At 65.4% G+C, this 21,252-nt stretch carries 13 protein-coding genes; 6 read left to right on the top strand and 7 right to left on the bottom strand.

Features of this window, described 5'->3' with window-relative positions:
• The first annotated feature begins 446 nt into the window (after positions 1–446).
• Genes glf through B2K11_RS03345 form a run of 3 tightly spaced genes read left to right on the top strand, consistent with a single transcriptional unit; the run spans position 447 to position 5,445 of the window.
• Positions 447–1,583: a UDP-galactopyranose mutase gene (gene glf / locus B2K11_RS03355; protein WP_163616826.1), complete on the top strand. Its 1,137-nt coding sequence runs from the start codon at positions 447–449 to the stop codon at positions 1,581–1,583.
• Positions 1,580–3,439 (top strand): glycosyltransferase, encoded by a 1,860-nt coding sequence (locus B2K11_RS03350; RefSeq protein ID WP_163616824.1) that lies wholly within the window; start codon positions 1,580–1,582, stop codon positions 3,437–3,439. The genes glf and B2K11_RS03350 overlap by 4 nt, the downstream gene beginning before the upstream one ends.
• Positions 3,436–5,445: a DUF6541 family protein gene (locus B2K11_RS03345; RefSeq protein WP_163616822.1), complete on the top strand. Its 2,010-nt coding sequence runs from the start codon at positions 3,436–3,438 to the stop codon at positions 5,443–5,445. The genes B2K11_RS03350 and B2K11_RS03345 overlap by 4 nt, the downstream gene beginning before the upstream one ends.
• A 9-nt stretch (positions 5,446–5,454) precedes the next feature.
• Here the strand turns inward: B2K11_RS03345 and B2K11_RS03340 are convergent, their stop codons facing one another.
• Positions 5,455–6,888: a glycosyltransferase family 4 protein gene (locus B2K11_RS03340; RefSeq protein ID WP_239525673.1), complete on the bottom strand. Its 1,434-nt coding sequence runs from the start codon at positions 6,886–6,888 to the stop codon at positions 5,455–5,457.
• Positions 6,889–6,969: 81 nt separating this feature from the next.
• Here B2K11_RS03340 and B2K11_RS03335 point away from each other — a divergent pair, with 81 nt between their 5' ends.
• From B2K11_RS03335 to B2K11_RS03325, 3 genes are all read left to right on the top strand, one after another.
• Positions 6,970–7,761 (top strand): ABC transporter permease, encoded by a 792-nt coding sequence (locus B2K11_RS03335; RefSeq protein WP_163616820.1) that lies wholly within the window; start codon positions 6,970–6,972, stop codon positions 7,759–7,761.
• On the top strand, positions 7,761–8,525 hold the full coding sequence (locus B2K11_RS03330) for an ABC transporter ATP-binding protein (RefSeq protein ID WP_163616818.1): 765 nt from the start codon (positions 7,761–7,763) through the stop codon (positions 8,523–8,525). Before B2K11_RS03335 ends, B2K11_RS03330 begins: the two co-directional genes overlap by 1 nt.
• 156 nt (positions 8,526–8,681) lie before the next feature.
• Positions 8,682–9,629, top strand: coding sequence for a class I SAM-dependent methyltransferase (locus B2K11_RS03325; RefSeq protein ID WP_163616816.1), 948 nt, complete (start codon positions 8,682–8,684; stop codon positions 9,627–9,629).
• A 92-nt stretch (positions 9,630–9,721) separates the two neighbouring features.
• Here B2K11_RS03325 and B2K11_RS03320 read toward each other — a convergent pair whose 3' ends face one another.
• The 6 genes from B2K11_RS03320 to B2K11_RS03295 form a co-directional block, all read right to left on the bottom strand.
• Entirely contained in the window at positions 9,722–10,690 is a 969-nt protein-coding gene (locus B2K11_RS03320) for a glycosyltransferase family 2 protein (RefSeq protein ID WP_163616815.1), read from the bottom strand.
• 76 nt (positions 10,691–10,766) lie between these two features.
• A complete protein-coding gene (locus B2K11_RS03315; RefSeq protein ID WP_163616813.1) occupies positions 10,767–12,179 on the bottom strand; it encodes a bifunctional cytidylyltransferase/SDR family oxidoreductase in 1,413 nt (470 codons plus the stop codon).
• The gene (locus B2K11_RS03310; RefSeq protein ID WP_163616811.1) at positions 12,176–14,011 is read right to left on the bottom strand and encodes a glycosyltransferase; all 1,836 of its coding nucleotides are present in this window, start codon (positions 14,009–14,011) and stop codon (positions 12,176–12,178) included. Before B2K11_RS03310 ends, B2K11_RS03315 begins: the two co-directional genes overlap by 4 nt.
• Entirely contained in the window at positions 14,001–16,670 is a 2,670-nt protein-coding gene (locus B2K11_RS03305) for a CDP-glycerol glycerophosphotransferase family protein (protein ID WP_163616809.1), read from the bottom strand. Before B2K11_RS03305 ends, B2K11_RS03310 begins: the two co-directional genes overlap by 11 nt.
• The gene (locus B2K11_RS03300; RefSeq protein ID WP_275576713.1) at positions 16,667–19,003 is read right to left on the bottom strand and encodes a CDP-glycerol glycerophosphotransferase family protein; all 2,337 of its coding nucleotides are present in this window, start codon (positions 19,001–19,003) and stop codon (positions 16,667–16,669) included. The genes B2K11_RS03305 and B2K11_RS03300 overlap by 4 nt, the downstream gene beginning before the upstream one ends.
• A gap of 84 nt (positions 19,004–19,087) precedes the next feature.
• Complete coding sequence (locus tag B2K11_RS03295) at positions 19,088–21,139, bottom strand: acyltransferase family protein (protein ID WP_163616805.1); 2,052 nt, start codon at positions 21,137–21,139, stop codon at positions 19,088–19,090.
• Positions 21,140–21,252: the final 113 nt, after the last annotated feature.

Genomic DNA, 21,252 nt, shown 5'->3' with positions numbered 1-21,252 from the left:
CGGACTGACGATGCATCCGGTCATCTCGCCTCTCCTGCCCTCGCTTCGCACCACCGAGCGGATCGCGCGGGATCGTTACGTGACGAGTCTACCGGAGGCGGTCCTGAGAGAAGACTCCGGCCGCGGGCGTCAGCGAGGCGTGGGTCTACGACGGTGATGGGTATTATGGAGCGTGCCGAATAGCCCGGCGGCGTGACGATCGGGTGAGCAGCGTGATCGGTGAGGGCGCTCGGATCTGCCAGGAGCTCGACGCGACCGCCAGAGTGTAGGGGACGATCCGTTCATCATGAATCAGGTCTTTATCGCGCGCGATGGACACCTCCCCGAACGCGGATCTTCCGCGTCCAGCGTCATGGGTGCGGATCACGTCAATGACGCTTCGGGGCTGTCGCTGCACGATCATTTTGCAGCCGGCTCAACACCGAGACGACACCGCTAGGGGCTCCATGGATCTGCTCATCGTCGGCTCCGGCCTCTTCGGCCTCACGATCGCGGAGCGCGCCGCGGCATCCGGTCGACAGGTCACGATCGTCGAGCGACGCCACCACCTCGGCGGAAATGCCTATAGCGAAGCCGAGCCGACCACCGGCATCGAGGTGCACCGCTACGGTGCTCACCTGTTCCATACGTCCAACGCGACCGTCTGGGAGTACGTCAACCGCTTCACCGCGTTCACCCGATACGTGCATCGCGTTTACACGACGCACAACGGCGTGGTGTTCCCGATGCCGATCAATCTCGGCACGATCAACCAGTTCTTCCAGGCGGCTCACTCGCCGGATTCGGCGATGGCGCTGGTGAAAGAGCTGGCCGGTGAGTTCGACCCGAAGCGCGCCAAGAATCTCGAGGAGCGCGGCATCGGCCTGATCGGTCGCCCATTGTACGAGGCATTCATCCGCGACTACACGGCGAAGCAGTGGCAGACCGATCCGCGTGCGCTCCCCGCGGACATCATCAGCAGACTGCCGGTGCGGTACAACTACGACAACCGCTACTTCAACGACACCTGGGAAGGCCTGCCCGCCGACGGGTACACCGCGTGGCTCGACCGAATGGCGGACCACCCCCGCATCGACGTGAGGCTCAATGTCGACTTCTTCGACGACAGCCAGCCGCTGAACAAGGCGGCCATCGTCGGACAGCTTCCTGTCGTCTACACCGGCCCGGTCGACCGGTACTTCGACTTCGCTGCCGGCGAGCTGGCCTGGCGAACGCTGGACTTCGAGCAGGAGGTCGTGGCGACGGGCGATTTCCAGGGCACCAGCGTGATGAACTATGCCGACGCCGACGTGCCGTACACGCGGATCCACGAGTTCAAGCACTTCCACCCCGAGCGCGCAGACCGCTACCCAGCAGACCGGACCGTCATCATGCGCGAGTACTCGCGCTTCGCCACGCGCGATGACGAGCCGTACTACCCGGTGAACACGGCGTCGGACCGGAACAGTCTGCTGGCGTACCGAGAGCTGCAGAAGGGCGAGCCGGATGTGCACTTCGGCGGCCGTCTCGGAACGTACCAGTATCTGGATATGCACATGGCGATCGGCTCCGCGCTGTCGATGTGGAACAACCAGCTCGCGTGAGCGCCGAGGATCCCACCCGTCCCGTCGTGGCGCGCGCCGTACTGCCGGTCAGCGATACCACGGAGGTACTTCCGCTCTACTTGGACGGGGAGCCGGACACCGTCGGGTTCGATATTCTCGGGAGGCATTCGCTGCGTGTCGACGCTGGTCGCACAGTGTCGTTCGGCTCGTACTTCAATGCGTTTCCGGCCTCCTACTGGAGCGCACACACCGGGGTGCGCGAGGTGCGATTGACCGTTCGCATCAGGGGAGCCGGAGGCGTCGTCCGGGTGATGCGATCGGATCCCGAGGCCCGGCCGATGCTGGTCGAGGAACGCGGGATCACCGACGTTCGCGAGGAACAGTTCGATCTCGGTCTTGATGGTTTCGATGACGGTGGATGCTATTGGTTCGACCTCGTGGCCGACGATGACGGACTGGTCTTCGACGGTGCCGACTGGACGGTGGCGGCCAGTCGGCCTGCGGGGACGGCATCCGTAGGTATGGCGACGTTCAACCGGCCCGCCGATTGTCTTTCCCAGCTCGACACGATTGCGCGTGACCCTACGGTGCTCGCCGTGCTCGATCGGATCATCGTCGTCGACCAGGGCACTGACCTCGTGACCGCGCAGGCGGGTTTCGAGGACGTCGCGCGCAGCCTGGGCGACCGGCTGGTGCTGGTGCGCCAGGCCAACCTGGGTGGGTCCGGCGGGTTCTCGCGCGCCATGGCTGAGACCCTCGACCGCGGCGAGAGCGACTACGTCCTGCTTCTGGACGATGACGCGATCTGCGAGCCGGAGGCGATCGTGCGGGCCGTGCGGTTCGCCGATTATGCGTCGGCACCCACCATCGTCGGCGGCGGCATGATCCACATCGATGCCCGGACAGTGCTGTACGCGCAGAGCGAGCAGTGGGACACGCGGATCGGGTGGGTCGACCTTAACCGCGCAGACGCCTATGACCATGACTTCGCCCGGACTCCGTTCCGATCGACTCCCTTCGCCCACAGGCTGCATCGCTCCGACTTCAACGGCTGGTGGATGTGCCTCATCCCGGTGGAAGTGCTGCGCGCGCATGGACTATCGCTGCCCCTCTTTCTCAAGGGTGACGATGTCGAGTTCGGGCTGCGGGCCAAGGCCGGAGGAGTGGCGACGGTGAGCGTCCCCGGCATCGCCCTGTGGCATCTGGGGTGGGGCGGCAAGGCGCCGACCCGTACGTGGGAGGCATACTTCCTGCATCGAAACCGTCTGATCGGCGAGCTCTTGCACTCGCCGCAGCGTCGTCCTCATCTCGTCGTCGCGCACTCCTTCTTCGGCGACCTCAAGCCGCTGCTGACACTGCAGTACTCGGCCGTGCGCTTGCGCGCATTGGCCATCCGCGACGTGCTCGACGGGCCGGAGTCGCTGCTACGTCGCCTCGCCACCCGTGCGGGCGAGGTCAGGGCGCTCTGGGCGGGTTTCGCGGACGCGACTACGGTGGACCCCGCCGCCCACGCAGTGGGCACTGGTCGTGTGCGTGCCGTCCCGTCCGGACGGGCGGCTCAAGCGGTTCTGCTGGCAAGGCTCTGGATGCGCCAGCTCCTGGTGCCCGCTGCCGGTTCATCCCGTACTCGTCCCGACGCCCATGTGAAGGCCGACGAACTGAGCTGGTCGACGTTCACCCAGATCGACAGCGCGCTCGTGGACACTCCTGACGGCGCAGCGACGGTGTGGTATCGGCGCAGCCGCGGTGCTACTGTGCGTGCCCTCGGGCGCAGCATCCGCCTGCATGCCCTCCTGTGGTGGCGATGGCCGGCGCTGGCACGTCGGTTCCGAGGCGCCGCCGCGGAACTTTCCTCGCCGCGCCAGTGGGCTGAGATATTCGCGGAGCACTCGTGACGGGTGCTTGGTGGGCCGCCGCGCCCGCGATGCTGGTGAGCGCCGCGATCCTGCTGGTGCCGGGCTTGATCGCCACAGCGCCGCTTCGGCTTGCCTGGGTCGCACGGATCGCGCTGAGTTCCGCTATCAGCATCGCGTGCATCGGCATCGCAGGGGTTGCCTTCTCGCTGTTCGGGGTCTTCTTCGCCGCCTGGCAGGTGGTCCTCGTAGCGCTGGTGCTTGGGGTCGTAGCCTGGCTGATTCGCGGATGGGTGCCCGACGCCCCGCGCGAGCGCGTGCGCTGGTGGTGGTTGGCCTCGGCGTGGGTGCTCTCCGCGCTCCTCATCGCGGTCGTCGCCTTCTGGGGAGTCGCCTCACCGGAGCAGTTCAGCCAGACGTATGACAACGTGTTCCACCTCGGCGCAATCTCGCACATCCTGGCGGGCGGTGATGCATCCTCGCTCACGCTGCGCACACTCATCGAACCGCAACGTGCGTGGGCGCCGTACCCTTCGGCCTGGCACTCGCTGGTCGCGCTGAATGTTCAGTTGTGTGGCGTGAGCGTTCCGGTCGCCGTCAACGCCACCTGGATCGCCGTCTGTGCCACCGTGTGGCTTCCAGGGGTCGCCTGGTTGGCGCAGCTCATCGCGCGCCCCTTCGAGTCCGGCCGTGTGGCTTTGATCGCGCTGCCTCTCGGAACGGCATTCGGCGCGATGCCGTATGCGCTGCTGTCATGGGGCACTCTCTACCCGACTTTCCTCGCGACTGCCCTGGTGCCCGCGGCGATCGCCATACCAGTCGCGGTGTGGCCGCCGCGATTCCGCGTTCGAGTGGGTCGTGCCGTGCTCGCCGGAGCGGCGGGTCTCGCCGCGGTCCTCGCGGCCATCGTGTTCGCCCAGCCTCGGGTGCTCGCGACCTGGGCCGTGATGATGGCTCCGTTCGTGCTGTACTTCGCCTGGCGTGCGTATCGGCCAGCCTGGCGCGCAGGTGGCCGGCATCGCCGACGCGCGGTCACCGCGCTCGTGGCCGCCGTCGGGGCGCTTGTGGTCGCCGCCGGAGTGGGATTCGCGTATGTGGTCTTCCGCCTCGGATTGTTCGAGCGGCCTCTCGACGATCGCCTCGGCGGTCCGCAGGCCAAAGCCTCCCAATCCGTAGCCGCGGGAATCTCCCAGGTCCTCGGTCAGGCCTGGCCGGCGGGCTCCACCGGTACCATCTCGTTCCCCTCGATTCCGCTTGCGCTCTTCGTCATCGTCGGGATCGTCGCGGTGTGGCGCGGGCGCAGGCTCCGGTGGGCGCTGGTGTCGTATCTCGCGCTCGCGATCCTGTTCGTGATCGCTGCGGGGGCGGACGACGTCTTGACCAAGCTGCTCACGGCGCTCTGGTACAAGGATCGCTACCGGCTGAGCTCCGCCCTTCCCGTGTTCGGCGTCGCGTTCGCTGCCCTCGGCATCCTGGTCTCGGCGCGCTGGCTCGGTCACCGCGCGGTTCGCCGGCGAACCGGGGCGGTCGCCTTCGCCTGGGGGACCGCTCTCGTCTCGGCGCTCACGCTCGTCGTCAGCGGGGGCTCGTCCGCGATCGCGGTGGTCTTCGCGCTTCCTGCGGCCAGCGCTGCGGACGAGGTGGTGTCAGTTCGTCAGATTCAATTCCTTCAGGATGTCGGTCGCATCGTGCCGGCTGACGAGCGGCTGCTGGGCGACCCGTGGGATGGGTCGGCGATGTCCCTGCTCTTTGGGGATCGCGAGCCGGTGTTCCCCCATGTCAACGGGCAGTGGGATCCGCACCGACTCCTGCTCGCGCAGCGCCTGGGCGAGATCGAGACGGTGCCTGAGGTCTGCCAGGCTCTCGACGCACTCCGCGTGCGGTACGTCGTCTACAACCCGCACGAGTTCGGCGGAGGAGATCCGATCGGCAACCAGTTCTTCGCGATCCACGATGCGGTCGGGGCTGGTTTGTTCGAACCGTTGCTGACCGACGGCGAGTCGACGCTGTATCGCATCGATCAGTGTGGTCGGCTGCCGGCCCGGTGAGCCGACGGCTCAGTACTCAGTCGTATCGACGACGTTGTCGAGAAGCCGCCCTCGGCGCTCACTCAACTTCTCGCGGACAAGCCTGAAACCGCCGCGTCTGAGGTAGTACGCGAAAAGCGCCGCATCGCGACGGCGGCCCTTGGGCATCAGGAGAATCCGAGCGAATCGGCTGCCGGCCGCATTGGCGCGACGTTGGGCGAGCTGTGCCCGGTCGGCAGCAGGCTGGGGATCTGCACAGAAATCGATCAACGGCCGGAGCGATTCCTTCCAAAGGAAGCGGCTGCGAAGCGCCTGCGCCCGATCGCGCGCCGCAACGAGAGCGTCGGGTGTCGACAGCAGGTCGAGGATAGCCTCCGCCAGCGCGACGGGATCCGCCGGAGGGACGATGCGTCCCGCGCCCGCGCTCCCGATGATTTCCGCGAACGCGTCGCCGTCACTGGCGACGACCGGGAGGCCAGCCCACAGATAGTCCAGGATTCGGGTGCGGAACGAGAAGCGCGTTTCAGCGTGGAGGACGTGGGCGCTCACTCCGAGGTCGGCATCGAGCAGGTAGTTGACTCTGTCGTCGTAGTCGACCCAGTCGTCGTTGAAGAACACCGATCGTCCGGTCAGGCCGAGCCGCTCGGATGCGGCGATGGTGTCGGCGACCGCCTGCATCTCGGGAACATCGGGGTTGAAGTGGGTTGCGCTGAGGAAGAAGAGCTTGATGTCGGGATGATCTGCCGCGAGCAGACCCATGGCCTCGACGAGTGTCACCGGGTCGAACCAGTTGTAGATGCCGCCCCCCCACAGCAGCACGCGGTCGTTCTCGTGGATTCCCTCGACCACGCCCTTGATCGCGGTACGCGTTCGCTGAGGCGGCTCAGCTGGGAGGCCGAAAGGCGCTATGCCGATCAGAGAGCTGAAGGTCGGGTCGTCCGTATAGGTGAGTGGGTTGAGCCGGCCCATCGACGACAGGCCACCTAGCCACAGGTCGCGCTGGCGTTCTGAGGCACACAGGAAGAAGTCTCCGCGAATGAGTTGCTCGTTGAGCAGTGAGACGGCCTTTTCGATCTCCTCCGCCCACATCGCAGCGTCCTGGTACTTGTTCTGCTCGAGCTGCTCGAGCTGGAACGGGTCATAGAGATCCGCCACGACGATCTTTTCCGACTCACGGACCGATGGGAAGATGCGAAACGCCACCCCCTGAACGACGATGACATCCGCCCACTGCTCGTGCAGCGACATTCCGTGATCGTCGGATTCATGCACGAAATGCAACTCGAACCGGTCGGAAGTTCGTGCGATCCGCTGCCATGAGACGATCCGCACATCGCACAGCTCGCTCAGCTGATCGGCCATGTTCCAGACGCGTATCCCCGGTCCGGCCATCTTCTGTTGGATGGGGTCGCCGGTGAGCAGCAGCACGTGCGGCCGCGCGGCAACTTCACCCGTTTTGGACACGGCAACTCCCATCGTGCAACCAGGAAACCCTAACAGGGCTCGGCGGCTGGGTCGGGACGGCTCAACCTCTAAACTCGTCAGGTGACCACTGCCACCGTCGGGGCTCCCGGCTCGCCCCGGCGCTACCTGCACTCCCTGTGGCTCCTCTCGTCACGCGATCTGCGTGTCCGCTACGCCACGAGTGCGCTGGGCTACCTGTGGTCGGTGCTCGACCCCCTCGTGATGAGCCTCATCTACTGGTTCATCTTTACTCAGGTGTTCGGCCGCGGCGTCGGCGAGGAGCCGTACATCGTGTTCCTGATCTCGGTGCTATTGCCCTGGACGTGGTTCAACGCGGCCGTCACCGACTTCACCAAGGCTTTCAACAAGGACGCCCGACTGGTCCGGTCTACCTCGATCCCGCGAACGATCTGGGTCAACCGGATCGTCCTCAGTAAGGGGATCGAGTTCCTCTTCTCGCTCCCGGTGCTTGTTGGCTTCGCCGTGGTGGGCGGTGCGACCGTCAACTGGGCGATCCTGCTGTTCCCGGTTGCGGTACTGCTCCAGACCGTGCTGCTCGTCGGGCTCGGACTCCTGGTTGCGCCACTGTGCGTGCTGTTCGGCGACCTCGAACGCACGACGCGCCTGATCCTGCGGGCGCTGTTTTACGCCACCCCGATCATCTACGGTGTAAGCGATCTGCCGGGCATCTTCGCCGACCTCGTTGCATTCAACCCGCTCGCCGGGATCTTCACGATGTATCGCGTCGGATTCTTCCCGGATCAGTGGAACACGTTGTCCGTGGTCGTGGGATCCCTCATGTGCTTCGTCTTCCTCGGCCTCGGCATGGTCGTCTTCCGGCGACTCGAGCGCCCCGTGCTGAAGGAGCTGTGATGACCGAGCGAGCTGGGCTGACGGCATCCGATCTGGCAATCGAAGTGCGTGACCTCGGTGTGCGCTTCCGCCGCAACAAGCGGGGTCGTCGCAGCCTGAAGGACCTGTTCGGCGACGCTTCCCGGAGGTCGAAGCCGGGGGAGTTCTGGGCCCTGCGGAACGTCACTTTCAGCGTACGCCCGGGCGAGTCGATCGGGGTCGTCGGGCGTAACGGTCAAGGCAAGAGCACTCTGCTGAAGCTCGTGGCCGGCGTGCTGATGCAGGACGAGGGCACCGTGTCGGTGAACGGCGGCGTCGCGCCCCTCATCGAGATCACCGGCGGGTTCGTCGGTGATCTGAGCGTGCGCGAGAACGTCCGGCTGACGGCGGGACTGCACGGCATGCCGAAAGCCGAGGTGGCGCGGAGGTTCGACGGCATCATCGACTTCGCCGAGCTCGGTGAGTTCCTCGACACTCCGTACAAGCACCTGTCCAACGGCATGAAGGTGCGGCTCGCGTTCTCCGTCGTCTCGCAGTTGCCCGAGCCGATCCTGCTCGTGGATGAGGTGCTCGCGGTGGGCGACAAGGCATTCCGTGAAAAGTGCTACAGGCGCATCGACGAGATCCTGGCCGAGGGGAGGACGCTGTTTTTCGTCAGTCATAACGAACGCGACCTGCGCCGGTTCTGTACCCGCGGTCTCTACCTCGACAAAGGGCAACTCGCGATGGACGCGTCGATCGACGAGGTGCTCGACCGATACGACGCGGACTACTCGGTGGGCTGACCCTCCCAGATTGCGGGCCAGGGCGGCGCGGTGGGGTTGACAACGAGCTCCGGGGTCTCGCACGCGCTGCGAGAAGGCCCGGGGGTGCACGGGCGTGTGTGCCTTTGCGGAGCGAGAGAATATGCTTGCTCGGACTCAAGTAATGGAGCAGTCCGAATGGCGTCAGCTGAACAGATTCCCGTCATCCAGCGCGAGGCAAGCGTGCCGTTTTGGTTGACGCCGCCCGCTTACTGGACCCCGACGCATTTTCCGACGTCGGCCTGGCGTACGCACGCACCTTTCGCGGCGTGGATCATGGACGCGCTCCGGCCGACCGTCGTCGTCGAGCTTGGAACGCATTACGGCTACTCGGCTTTTGCTTTCGCTGAGGCTGCGAAGCGCTTGGGGCTCCCTGTCTCGATCCATGCTCTCGACACGTGGATAGGCGATGATCACGCCGGCTTCTACGATGACGAAGTACTCCGCTATGTCGAAGCCATCTCTCAGGAGCAGTATCCGGAGTCGATGCGACTTCACCGTGGACTCTTCACCGAATCTCGCGCCCTGTTCGAGGACTCGTCGGTCGACCTTCTGCACGTCGATGGTCGACATGCCTACGAGGATGTGCTGGCGGACTACTCAGAGTGGAAGAGTAGCGTGCGCGAGGGCGGCGTTGTCCTGTTCCATGACATCGCCGAGACCGAGAAGGGATTCGGAGTCTGGCGCCTGTGGGAGGAGATCGCGACGCCCGGCAGGTCCTTCGCCTTCGAGCACGGACACGGGCTGGGCGTTCTGAGTATTGGCGAACCATCCGAGCCCTCCCTTCGCGCCCTCTTCAACGCCGACCAGGCGACGGCCGATCGCATTCGCGCGGATTTCAGCCGACTTGGTGAGCTGTGTACCCAGCAGGCGTGGTTGCTGACGCTTCCCAAAGAGCTGGAGCAAGTGCGCATGGAGGTGCGGGCGAGAGTCGAGAAGGAAGAACGGCAAGCTGCCGCTATCGACGCGCTGCAGAAGCAGCTCGACGATCTTGAAGAACGGATCGTCGCGATCCATGCGAGCAGGAGTTGGAGGATCACTCGGCCCCTTCGCGCGCTGGCCAGGTTGCTCCCGTCTCGCGCCTAGATGTTCGCGCTGCGACCGTTGTTGATTCGGTCGACGGTGGGGGTCTCCTACGTCAACAACGATCTAGGTCAGTACACCAAGGATGAATCGGGTCAGGACGTCAGCGGCGGCATCGGCTGCCAGGAGGCATCCTTCGCGATCTTGCGGCCGTCGCGCAGACCCCGGAACAGGTTCGATGTTCCCCGCACCGTGCGCTCGACGAACAGCAGGCGAATCAGCTCCTTGCCGAACGTCAGGCTCGTGCCGAGCCCGAACAGCACCGGGTTGTAGACGCCGAGCGTGCGGTAGTACTTCTTGATGTATGCCCGGTTGCGCATGATGTAGTACCGGTAGGCGTTGCTCGACGCGTTCATGTGGCGGATGCCCATGTCCCACTGCTTGATCTCGCGCGTGCGGCGGAGCACGAACTCGTCGACTATCACCGACTGCGTCCTGCGGGAGGCTAGCCAGCCGTATGTCTGGTCGTCCCAGTAGATGAAGAAGCGCGGATCAGGGAGGCCGATCTGCTGGACGATGTCGCGGTGGATGAACATGCCCTCGAAGCATCCGGAGTTCATCGGCTTGTAGCCGGACTCGTCGAATTCCGCAGGCGCGAAGGGGATCGGGATGCCTAGGGGCTCGGCGACGCGGTACTGCCAGTAGAACGCACTGCCGTCGTAGTCGTAGCGGCGGCCCTGGATGCTCTTGAACCGCGGCGCCCACTTGCCCATCTTGGCGAGGCCGTCCGGCAGCACCTCGACGTCGTCATCCATCAGCCAGATCCACTGAGAGCCGAGCTCGTAGGCGACGCGCATACCTTCGCTGAATCCGCCGGAACCGCCGGTATTGGTCTCCATGCGGCGGTATACGAGCGTCGCCGGCTCGAGGCTCTTACGGAAGGACTCGACCACGTCGGTGGTGTCGTCGGTCGACGCGTTGTCGATGACCACGACATGTCCGGGCTTCGGATCCATCTCCGTGATGCTGGCGAGCAGGCGCGTGAGAAGTCCCGAGCGGTTGTATGTCACGACGGCGATGGTCGCGGTGGTGGGATCGAAAGGGGAGATGGGCACAGAGGTCACAGGGGAGATTCTCCGAGTGCGAGGTAGAGGGGCCGCAGATGCGTCGGCCGAGTGCAAAGCCTACCTGGTCGGGGTGTCAGCGCCGGTCAGCATTGCCGGCCGCGGCCTCGGCCCGCTCCACGCGCACCGTCACGACCTGGCCGGTCATCGACGACGCCAGCACGCGGAGACTGACGTCTGCCACGTGGCCGGGCTCGAGCAGGCTCGAAGCCGGCTCGTCGCCGAATGCAGAGGATCGCATCGGGGTGCGCGTGCGCTGCGGGTTGATGCAGTTGATGCGCACGCTGCTCGTAGTCCATTCTTCGGCAAGCGCCTGGGTGAGGTTCACGACCGCGGCCTTGCTCGCCGAATAGACGCCGTAGTTCGCGCGCCCTCGGGTGTATGAGCTGGACGTGAAGAGCAGGACCTGACCCTGAGTGGCGGCGAGGTATCTGTGGGCGGCCCGTGAGACGATCACCGGGGCTAAGAAGTTCGTCTCGATCGTCGTCTCGACATCGCGGATCTTCGTGTCGGTCAACGCCCCCATCTGCAGCATTCCGGCGGTCAGAACGACCGCGTCGATCCTCCCATCGGCGTCGAAGACGTCCTTCAGCGCGCGCTTGACGAGTCCCCGGGAGCGCACATCGGTCTTCGTCGTCGAGCGACTGAACTCGTGGACGCGTGCGCCGCACTGTCGTGCCAGTTCTACGATGCTCCGCCCGATGCCGTAGCTTCCCCCGAACACCACAACAACCTTGTCGGAGAGGTCGGGCAGATCCTCCGTATCGGCCGACAGGCTCTCCGATTGCAGCTGGAACAGCTTGTCGGCGATATGCACGTCGATCGGCTCGGTCACCTTCATGTTCTGTGGAGTGCCGTCCACCACATAGATCGGCACATCGGGGAGGTAGGTGAACACGACGCCGCAGTCGTCCGTCGCGTGGAATGACTTGTCCTGGCCGGCGAGCTCGTACGCACGCGCGATCGTGCCGAGCCGGAACGCCTGCGGGGTCTGCCCGCGGCGGAGTTGCGACCGCTCCGGGATCGCCGTGATATGCGAGGCCGAGTCGACTTCGATGATGGTGTCGGCCGAAGCGATGGCGGTGTCGACGGCGTCGTAGTCGTCGAGAGCGTCGATGCAATCGCGGATGATCCGATCGTCGACAAACGGACGGACCGCGTCGTGGAACAGCACCTTCGTGTCGGGGTCATCTCCGAGCACTGCCAGAGCGGCTTGCGTCGAGTCGTTGCGCGTCGCGCCACCGGGGATGATGCACGTCAGCTTGGGAAAGCGCTCGGAATCCGCGAGTGAGTCGAGTTCGTGGATCGCGCCTGCGTTCATGACGATCATGACCTCGTCGATGTACGGGCTGGCATTCATGATCTCGACAGTGTGCTCGACGATCGCTTTCCCCGCGATCTTGATGAGCTGCTTGGGGATGCCCAGGCCGACGCGCACGCCGATACCGCCTGCGAGGATCACCGCGACGGTTCGAGGTTTGCTGGTCATATCGGGCTTCTCTTCCTTCGGGTGGATGTTCTCAGCCGCTCCTCGATCGACGCCATCACGACCTCGGGTGCGGCGGTGACGACATCCGCGGGCGTGTAGCCGAGGTTCGAATCAGGGGCGATGACTGTGGCCGCCAGATCGATGGTCGTCGCCGCGATCAGATCCACCGCAGCGGATTCCAGCGAGGCCGTTTCGGCGCGTCCAAGCGGACGATCCAAGATCGCGACGCCGATCCAGCGTCGGTACGTGCCCTGGGGATGGCTGACAGCGACCTTCTCTGCGAGGGCGGCGGGACTGATGACAACGGCAGCGTTCAGCATCGTCAGCACCTGGCGGCGGGAGATCCTTCCCACCGAAGCCGTCGCGGCTATCGGCAGCGTGACGAGTGCGCGGCCGTGCAGACGCGCGTTCGCGGTGAGGGCCGCAACAGTGCGCTCCGGAAGTCCGGTGGGGACGATCACCCACCGATCGCGAGGTCTCAGCGCGGCGACAAGCCGCAGTGCACCGATGCGGCTCGCCCAGGTGGCGCGTGCGCGCCGGACGATGGATCGAGCACGCCATGATAGGGACGAGCACTGACGAGGGAGCGGACTCCATCGTGCGAGCGATGCCCCCGTCGGCAGGATGGCCGCGCGGGGACCCACAGCGGAGCTCGGCAGCCACGCGATCCACTCGATGATGTGCTTCTGGCCGAAGTAGTCGGGAACGCGACGCTTGGCGTCAGGGGCGGCAAGCGGTGGCGGAGCATCCGCCACGGTCATCCATCGGCACTCGACCCGGTCCTGACGGACGCGGGTCACGTACGGTCCAGCCGACGGGAGATCACCGCCCTTGAGCGCGCGGAGCAGGAACCTCGTCTCGAGGCCGAGCGGAGTCGCGTTGTACCGGTCGATTGCCGCGTCGTCCACGTACTGCAGGCATGCGCGTGTCACGCGAAGCACTTCCGCGCGTTGCCCGTCGTCGAGTGTGGCACCGTAAGTGGAGCCGCGTGTCTGAGCGTCGAACAGCCACCGGTACTCGTAGAGGAGGACGTGCTGCAGCCATACCGGAACAGCCGTGAGGCTGGCGTGCTGCAACCGAGGCAGGTATCCGTCCCGAAATCGATCGATGTAGGTTGCCGGGCGGCGACGGTATCCGTCCACCGCGGAGGTCCCGGCGGCTCGCTTCCGGTAGAGATAACGCGCGCCGGCGACGAGACCCAGTTGAGGAGCACGGCTGAGCGACAGGAACCAGTCAGCCACGAACAATGCATCTTCGGACGCGTGAAGACCCACCGTGAAGCGGATGCCGGCGCTCATCAACCGCGATCGGGGGAAGAATGCAGTCGCGACGTTGAGGAGGATGACGTCGGGCTCCTGTGAGAGATCGACGACACGTGATCCGCGTGAGAAGCGTGTTCTCAGCGGATGGATGTCGCGAACCCGCTGGCGACCTTCGTCGATCCTCAGGATCGACGAAGTGACCGCGTCGACCCGCGAGCCCTGAGTGGCGAGGAATCGGCGGACCGCCTGGAGATATCCCTCGGCGAGGACATCGTCGGGGTCGGGGAACGAGATCCACTCGCGCGTCGCGGCATCGAGCCCGCGGTTGCGGGCCGTGCTCACCCCCTGGTTGGGCTGTCGGATCAGCCGTGCGCCCATGTGTGGATGGCGGCGCACCCAGTCCTCTATGAGGTCCGGGCCGTCATCGGTCGATCCGTCGTCGACGAAGACGACCTCCAGGTCGCATCCTTCGGTGCGCTGCCGGGCCAGCGAATCGAGGAACGCGGGGAGGTAGTCGCCGACATCGAACACCGGGACGACCAGCGACAGGCTGACGGGCTCAACCTTCATGAGACCACGTCTCATGTGCGGCTGCCTTCGTGGCCTTGCCGATAGCAAAGGGCTGACGACTGGCGAGCATCGCCTCGTAGACGCGCCGGCTGTTCTGCCCGTCCCGTACCGGGAAGGTCGCAGCCGCGCGTGCGGCGTACTTCGAGTCGAGGTCGCCCTCCAACGCTGCACCCACCGCCGCCGCCGCCTCGTCCGCAGTCTCCGTGACGGGGCCGAAGCCGTGGGTGGCGTAGTCGAAGTAGCCGGGGCGCTCGGTGTGGTTGCGGTAGTACTCGTTCGCGTCGAACTGGTAGTACACGACGGGCCGCTGCAGGAAGCCCATGTTGAACGCGATGGATGAGTAGTCCGTGACCATCACTCGCGCCCGCGCGATGACGTCGCGGACGTTCGCGTCGGCGTAGGACAGGATCTGGACATGCGGCGGCACGTCGAACACATCGAGGTGGTCACGCATGTTGGGATGAGGCATGAAGACGAGCCTGCAGCGGTGGTGGTCCGCAGTCCGACGCAGTTCTTCACTTTGCAGCAGCATCCGGATCGATTGCACGTAAAGCGTGTCGCGAATATCAGCTGCGAGCGTCCGTTCCGCCGACGTCGAGCCCATGGCTCCCAGGAGATGATCGCGCCATGTGGGCATGATGAGCACGAGATCCCGCTGGGACGCCGGTGTCTTCTCGTCTCGTTCGAGGAGGTCATCGAACCGGGGCAGGCCACACAGCCGCACCTCTCGGCCACTGAACTTGAACGGCCCGGGGCCACTCACGTAGTCGTACTCGTCGTCGGTCGAGACGACGAACGTGGAGAACGTCTTCGCGTTCAGCCATCGCGAGATGTCGCCCTTGATGACGCCGTGCTGGAGAAATGTGAACGAATAGGAGGGTTTGCCGTACTTCGCGGGCACGGCATCCGTGATGAAGCGATCGGCGTGGCTCGACGCGACGTGGGTCGCGTTCATCATGAGCGCGAAGAATCGGGCGGAGCCATACGGGATAAGCCGGAACCCGTCGCGCCGTAGGCGCCTCCAGTCACTCGTGTTCCGACGGACGACGAACCATGCGTTGACGTCTGGCTGGTGCTCGGCAATCCACCGGTACAGCACCTCGCCGCTGTCGTTCGCGTCGATGTCCCGGTCCATGAGGACCCACGCGTTGCGGAATCGGCTGCGCAGCCGCGTGGACTTGAGAGCGACCCGGGTTGCTGCGCGCGTCGCCCATGCGCGAGCGGCGGTCCCGAATCCGACGCGTCGCATGGTGTGCCATTTCCTGCGGGCCACTGTCGCAGGCTGGTGAAGCGGGCCGAGCCAACGGGGCAGGCTGTCGCCCGGGTTCTCCACCCGGCGTGCACCGATCCGCTTCTCGATGAGAGTGCGGTGGATCGTGTACACCTGCTGGCTCGTCTCGCTCAGGCCGATCCGCTGTTGCACGCCGTCCAGGTCGATTTCGATCGGCCCCGCAGCCGAGATCCATAGGGTGCGCTGATGGATGATCGGTCTGCCGACGAGCTCGAGATCGTAGTCCTTGGTGAAGTGCGCTTCCGCCATTTCACCGCTCACGCGGATCGACTCGCGCGGGGCGGTGCCGACGTAGCGGTAATTGATCTGCACGAGGTCCCGGTGCTTGTCCACGGACGCGAGGTAGGGCATGGAGTGGCCCCTGCCCCGCTTCAGTAGCAGGAGCGCGTCACGCATCCACTGCGCCACGGGCATGAGATCGAACCCGATGATGGCCGCTTCATCGATATGACCCAGCCAGCGGGCGTACAGATCGCCGAGCTGGTCGTACATCGACTCCGGGAACCTCGCGTGGCGTACCGCGGCCGTCTGCGAGCTGCGGAAGATCCAGAGCTGGTCATAGAGGAACAGGTTCTGCACCCATCGTGGGAGCCCTGCCTCGGCGAGCGATGCACCAGCTGCGATGTCGAGAAATCCGAAGCGGATGGGATCGACGTACTTCGCCGGCTGTGAGACCGACTGCTGAATCGTCGAAGAACTGTCCGCGCGTTGGCGATATCGATACTCGGACTCCGCGACGATGCCCACTGAGGGGTCTCCGTCGGCCAGGAGGTAACGGGTGACGAAGTGGCCGTCCTCGAAGCGGTAGCGCAGCCTTTCCTCGAATGAGATCGCGTGGCGGGCGATACGGTCGCGTCGCATGAAGCCGGTCGTGACGTGCGCCTGCACGATCCGAGGGTCGCGCGCCAGGTGGAGCTTGCGCGTGCCGCCGTCGAAGCGGAAGTCGAGTGCATGATCGGCTGTGATGGTGTTGTCCGCCTCGTGCCAGAGAAGCATGCGGGTGGTGTACATGTCGGCCCCGCGACCGCCGGGCGAAGTCATGAAGGCGGCGACGCGCTCGAAATAGTCCGGCGCCAGCACATCGTCCGGATCCGGGAACGTCACCCATTCGCCGGTAGCCACACTCAGACCGAGGTTCCGTGCCGACGCCTGGCCGCCGTTTTCCTGCGTGAGGACGGTGACCGTGTCGGGATGGCGGGCGGCGAACTGGAGCGCAGTGGCATGCGTGTCGTCATCGGACCCATCGTCCACCAGCACGATTTCGAGGTTCTCGATGCCGTAGGTCTGAGACTCGAGCGATGAGAAGTACTCTCCGAGATAACGCGCGACGTTGTACATCGGGCTGATCACCGTGAATGTGCGGGTCACGTCGGTTGTCCGATCCGAGCGGTGGTCCAGCCCTGGGCGAGGGCGGCAAGTGCGTCAGCGGCGGCTGTGGCGGCGGCTGTGGGAGAGTCGGCGACGAAGCGCCGGCGCAGTTCGTTCGACTGCTCGTCCGTTGCTGCGCCGTTCTCGACAGACCTGACGAGCTCATCGATCGTGCGCGCGAGGGGAAGGCCGAGCGCCGTCCGATAGTCGACATAGAAATCGCGCGACAGCGAATACTGGTCGAGGTCCGGCGCCAGAAGGTACGAGGGGACATCCGCCACGGCCGCTTCGAACACCGCGGATGAGTAGTCCGTGATGAAGATGTCAGCGACATGAAGCAGATCCTGAGTCGACATTCCGATGGCCACCGTGAGCTCGGGGTGATCCGTCTCTCCCAGGATGGGATGCAGCTTGGTGACGGTGGTGTAGCCGATACCAGCGAGAGCCCGCGTGAGATGCACCGCATCGATGCCTGGCGGCGTGCCATGTGCACGGAACGTGGGAGCGAAGAGCGCGATCGGGCGAGAGGCTTCGGGGTGGGCCCTTGCGAAGCGTGCTCGCGCGAGAGCACGCGCCTCTGGATCACGGAGGTAGTCGACGCGGGGGAGTGGTGCGACCAGAACCTTTGACTGGTCCACGCCGAAAGCCTCCGCGTACGGTCCGCGGCACGCTTCTGCGCTGGTCAGCACGAAATCGTAGTTCTCGTGCATGCGCAACGCTCTCGCCACCCGGGGGTCCCGGCCTTCTTGACGGCCGAGGATGCTTCGTCCGAACTTCTTGAGCGAACCCAGAGCGTGCCAGATCTGCACGATAGTCAGCCCGTCAGCGTGCCGCGCGACGCTCGCGACGATCGAGTACCCGTCGACGATCAGCGCGCGCGACGTGGCCACGTGGTATGTCTCCACCAGCAGATGAAGGGCGTACCGGATCTTCGGGAAGATGCCAGGCGGGATCATGCGCGCGATGACCTTGACTTCGATGTCCGGATCGCGATGACGTATCGCCCTCTCGAGGAGGACGAAGTCGAGGGGAACGCGATTGTGTTCTCGGGTGAGCATCGTGACCTTCCGGCGTCGGGGAAGGATCCGCATCAGCGCGCTCGCGACGGAGAGAGCAGCGCGCGCAGCGTGGGCGGCGACAAGGTGGAGCCTCAGGACCCCGATGAGAGTCGGCCGGGCGGTGCGACGACTGTCGAGGTGGTGCCCGATGTCGTCGACGACACGCGCCGTGGATCGACCATCCAGTGATCCGCAGAACTCCATGAGGAACCTGTCGTACGCAGCCGGATCGACGCGCGCCTGCGTGATCAGCCCCGCGAGCTCGTCTGCGGAGTCGGTGGTGGGTCCGATCGCATATTCGGCGAACGAGCGGTAGAAGGCGCGTGTGGTCGCGTAGTCCTCGAGGTCTGGGGTGAAGAAGACGATGGGCCGTCGAAGGAGCGCGTATTCGAAGATGGCCGAGGAGTAGTCGGTCACGAGAACGTCGACCGCCGCGAGGAGCTCGTTCATGTCTTCGATCCCGGAGGCGTCGATCAGTCCGGCGGGCACGGTCGCACCCGTGCGAGTGGCGAAGGGATGATTCCGAATGGCGACCTGCCACCCACCACCCAGCTCGCGAGCCACCTGGACCCAGTCGGCGCTCTCGTCGGTGTGAGCGCTGAGCTGCCCGTTGCCACGGAATGTCGGTGCGAAGAGGACCAGTCGTTGATCTCCGGCGACCCCGAGTCTGCTGCGAACGCGCGTCCGCGCCGAGGAGACAGCATCCACGTCGTGGAAGAAGTCGGTGCGGGGTACCCCGAGCGCCCTCACCCGAGCCACATCGATCGCGAAGGCCTCGGCGTAGTGGGGCCGGATTCCCTCCGAGCTTACGTAAACATCGGTGTAGTTCCGATGGATGTCGCTTCCCGGCGTGGGGCCGCCCGGCAGGCCGGCTCGGCTGTGACCGACACGTTTGAATGCCCCGGCCGCGTGCCACACCTGCACCAATCGCGTGCCTCGACGCAGGCGGATCGGGTAGATCAGGGGATAGAAGTCGTCGACGACTATGACGCGACTGGTGGCGAGCAGGGTCGGCAGTCGCAACGCGTCGACGAGGGGACGGCGGGACCCCAGTGACGACTTGAAGACCGCACGGATGTCTGCCTCCGGAAACCGCGCGATGAGTCCGTCGCGCAGGAATGCCATGTTGCCGGTGAAACCGGCATGCGAATCGGAGAGGAAGAGGATTCGGTTGCGGCGCATCGGCGTCAGCGAGGATGCGACGGCATAGGACGCGCGGTAAGGCAGGAAGCGGAGCGCGCGAAGAAGACGCGAGCCACGGAGAAGTTCACGCACTGTTCACTCACTGTGGTTGACGAGGGGATGACACAGATCATATGAGTTTGGATACACCGTTGTATGGGAAGCCTCTCAGGCAGCTCAGTCGAAGAGCCACGGCGCGGACTCGGCAAGCGCCGCGCGCAGCGCCGGCGCGAGCGTTCGCGCATACGTTGCAGTGATGTGGTCCCGGTCGCGGTAGACCAGGACGTTGCCGACGATCGGTCCACAGCTCGACAGAGTGCAGAAGTGGTCGGTCAAGTCCGGCAACGCCACCATCTCGTTCTCCCGCACGGCCGAAGCCACCGGTGTCTGTTCTTCAAAGATCTCACTTCTTGCGCGCGCGCAGGCTTCGGGATGTTCCGAGCGTGAGATGCATGTCGGGATGTCGAGGGTGAATCGGGGGGTGTCCCGGATCGCGACCACAGGGATCCCGAGGTCTACGAGTTGAAGCCACCGATCGGCCTGCGCCGGGTTGAAGGTCTCGCCGGTGTCGTCTTCAGGCGTCCTCGTCGCCACGGTGAACACGGCATCGGGTCCGAGCGATTCGATGGTCGTGAGGGCAGCCCGGTTCCAGGCCGAGCATGAGCGGCCTAGTTCCTCGTCGAGGTCGGGATCGGAGAGCCGGCAGCCGTCCTTATCGACGACGATGATCTGCCAACCCTCCTGGTCGGCGATCGCGGACAGCGCGGGGAGCCACTGGACGACGTGCGAGCCCCCCGACATCACGATCGTCTTCGTCGCCTCCGCCGGGCCGTACGGTTCGCAGATCTCCACGGCGTCGTACTTGGCGTCGCCCCGGTAGTTCTGAACGCAGCCCTCGGAGTAGACGGCAGGCAGGTCCTTCTCGGCCGCGTCGGGCGCCGGGACGAACGGCACCTCCCGTTCCGTCGATGCGCCGACCCCCGCGAGGGCGCCGGGATGATCCGGCCCCGACGACGCGGCGAGAGCGAGATTCGAATTCCTTTCGCGCTCGAGCAGCGCGGCGGCCGACCAGGCGGCACCGGCGATCAGCAACGCGATGGTGGCCATCGCGATGAGGCGAGCGCCGCTGCGCGTGCGCTGCGTGTCGTGCATGAGGGGGTTCGCGATGAAGCGCTGTGTGGCCCACGCCAGTGCCAGGGAGATCGCGAGGACGACGATGGCTCCGCGCCATCCCACACGCGTCTGGTGCTGGCTCTGGATGTAGAAGACGAGGACGGGCCAATGCCAGAGGTACAGCGCGTAAGACATCCCGGCGACGGCGAGAACTGGCCGCGTCGACAACAGGCGTCCGGTGGTCGCGCGGCCTGCGGCCCCCGAGCCGATCACCATGAGCAGGACACCGATGATCGGCCAGAGAGCCGGCGGCCCCGGAAACGACGATGCGCCATCGATCAGGAATCCGCAGGAGATGATCATGCAGAGGCCGGTCCAGCCCAGGATCATCTTCCAGCGACGCCGGATCGAGTGCCTCGCCAGCACGATCGCCGCGACGGCACCGGCGCTGATCTCCCAAGCTCGCGTGAACGAGGAGAGGTAGGCGACCGGCTGGTCGAACTCGCCGAGCCAAGCGGCGTAGCCGAACGATGTGATCGACACGGCTATGGCCACCCACAGCACCACTCGGCGGAGCACCAGGGGCCGGGAGCCTGTGAACATCGCGACGCCGACCACCATCAGCGGCCAGAGCAGCAGAAATTGGCCTTGGACCGAAAGGGACCAGAAGTGCTGCAGCGGGCTCGTCGACGGCCCGGCGGCACCGTACGCGAGCTGGGACTCGATCAGCTCCCAGTTCTCGTAGTAGAGAGCGGATGCCATGACTTCGTGCGCTGTCTGAATCCACTGGGTGCGAGGGGCGAACAGCCACGCCGCGATCCCTACGGCGACAAGGACGGCGGTGGCTGCGGGCACGAGTCGAGAGAGCGACCGAGCGTACTGGCGACGGAGCTGGATCCGCCGCATATCCGCCCGCGCGACCAGCGAGCGCGTGAGCAGGTAACCGGTGATGAAGAGGAAGACGTCGACACCGCCGGAAACACGGCCGTTGCCGAATACGTGGAAGAGCACGACCAGGGTCAGCGCCAGCCCGCGGATGCCTTCGATCTCGGGAATGAACCCGGGGCGCGGTGCGGTCGAACGGCTCCGCGAAGGCTCGACGAGTATCGCCGCCACAGGTGTCTCCCCAGCCGCGTCGCGACCCACTGTGGTCAGAGAGGCGGCGCACCCCAGTGGTGCCGCCCTTGCGTCCGCCAGACGATCCTAAGCGCCGCGGAGCGCTGCTTCTG

The sequence above is a fragment of the Microbacterium sp. B35-30 genome (genome assembly GCF_010634855.1).
Taxonomy (GTDB): Bacteria; Actinomycetota; Actinomycetes; order Actinomycetales; family Microbacteriaceae; genus Microbacterium.
This window is presented reverse-complemented; position numbering and strand designations above follow the sequence as displayed.

What these genes read in the sequence shown, in the direction of transcription:
- glf (WP_163616826.1), top strand. Translation starts at nt 447, where the DNA reads ATGGATCTGCTCATCGTCGGCTCCGGCCTCTTCGGCCTCACGATCGCG.
- B2K11_RS03330 (WP_163616818.1), top strand. Translation starts at nt 7,761, where the DNA reads ATGACCGAGCGAGCTGGGCTGACGGCATCCGATCTGGCAATCGAAGTG.
- B2K11_RS03325 (WP_163616816.1), top strand. Translation starts at nt 8,682, where the DNA reads ATGGCGTCAGCTGAACAGATTCCCGTCATCCAGCGCGAGGCAAGCGTG.
- B2K11_RS03315 (WP_163616813.1), bottom strand. Translation starts at nt 12,179, where the DNA reads ATGACCAGCAAACCTCGAACCGTCGCGGTGATCCTCGCAGGCGGTATC.
- B2K11_RS03310 (WP_163616811.1), bottom strand. Translation starts at nt 14,011, where the DNA reads ATGAAGGTTGAGCCCGTCAGCCTGTCGCTGGTCGTCCCGGTGTTCGAT.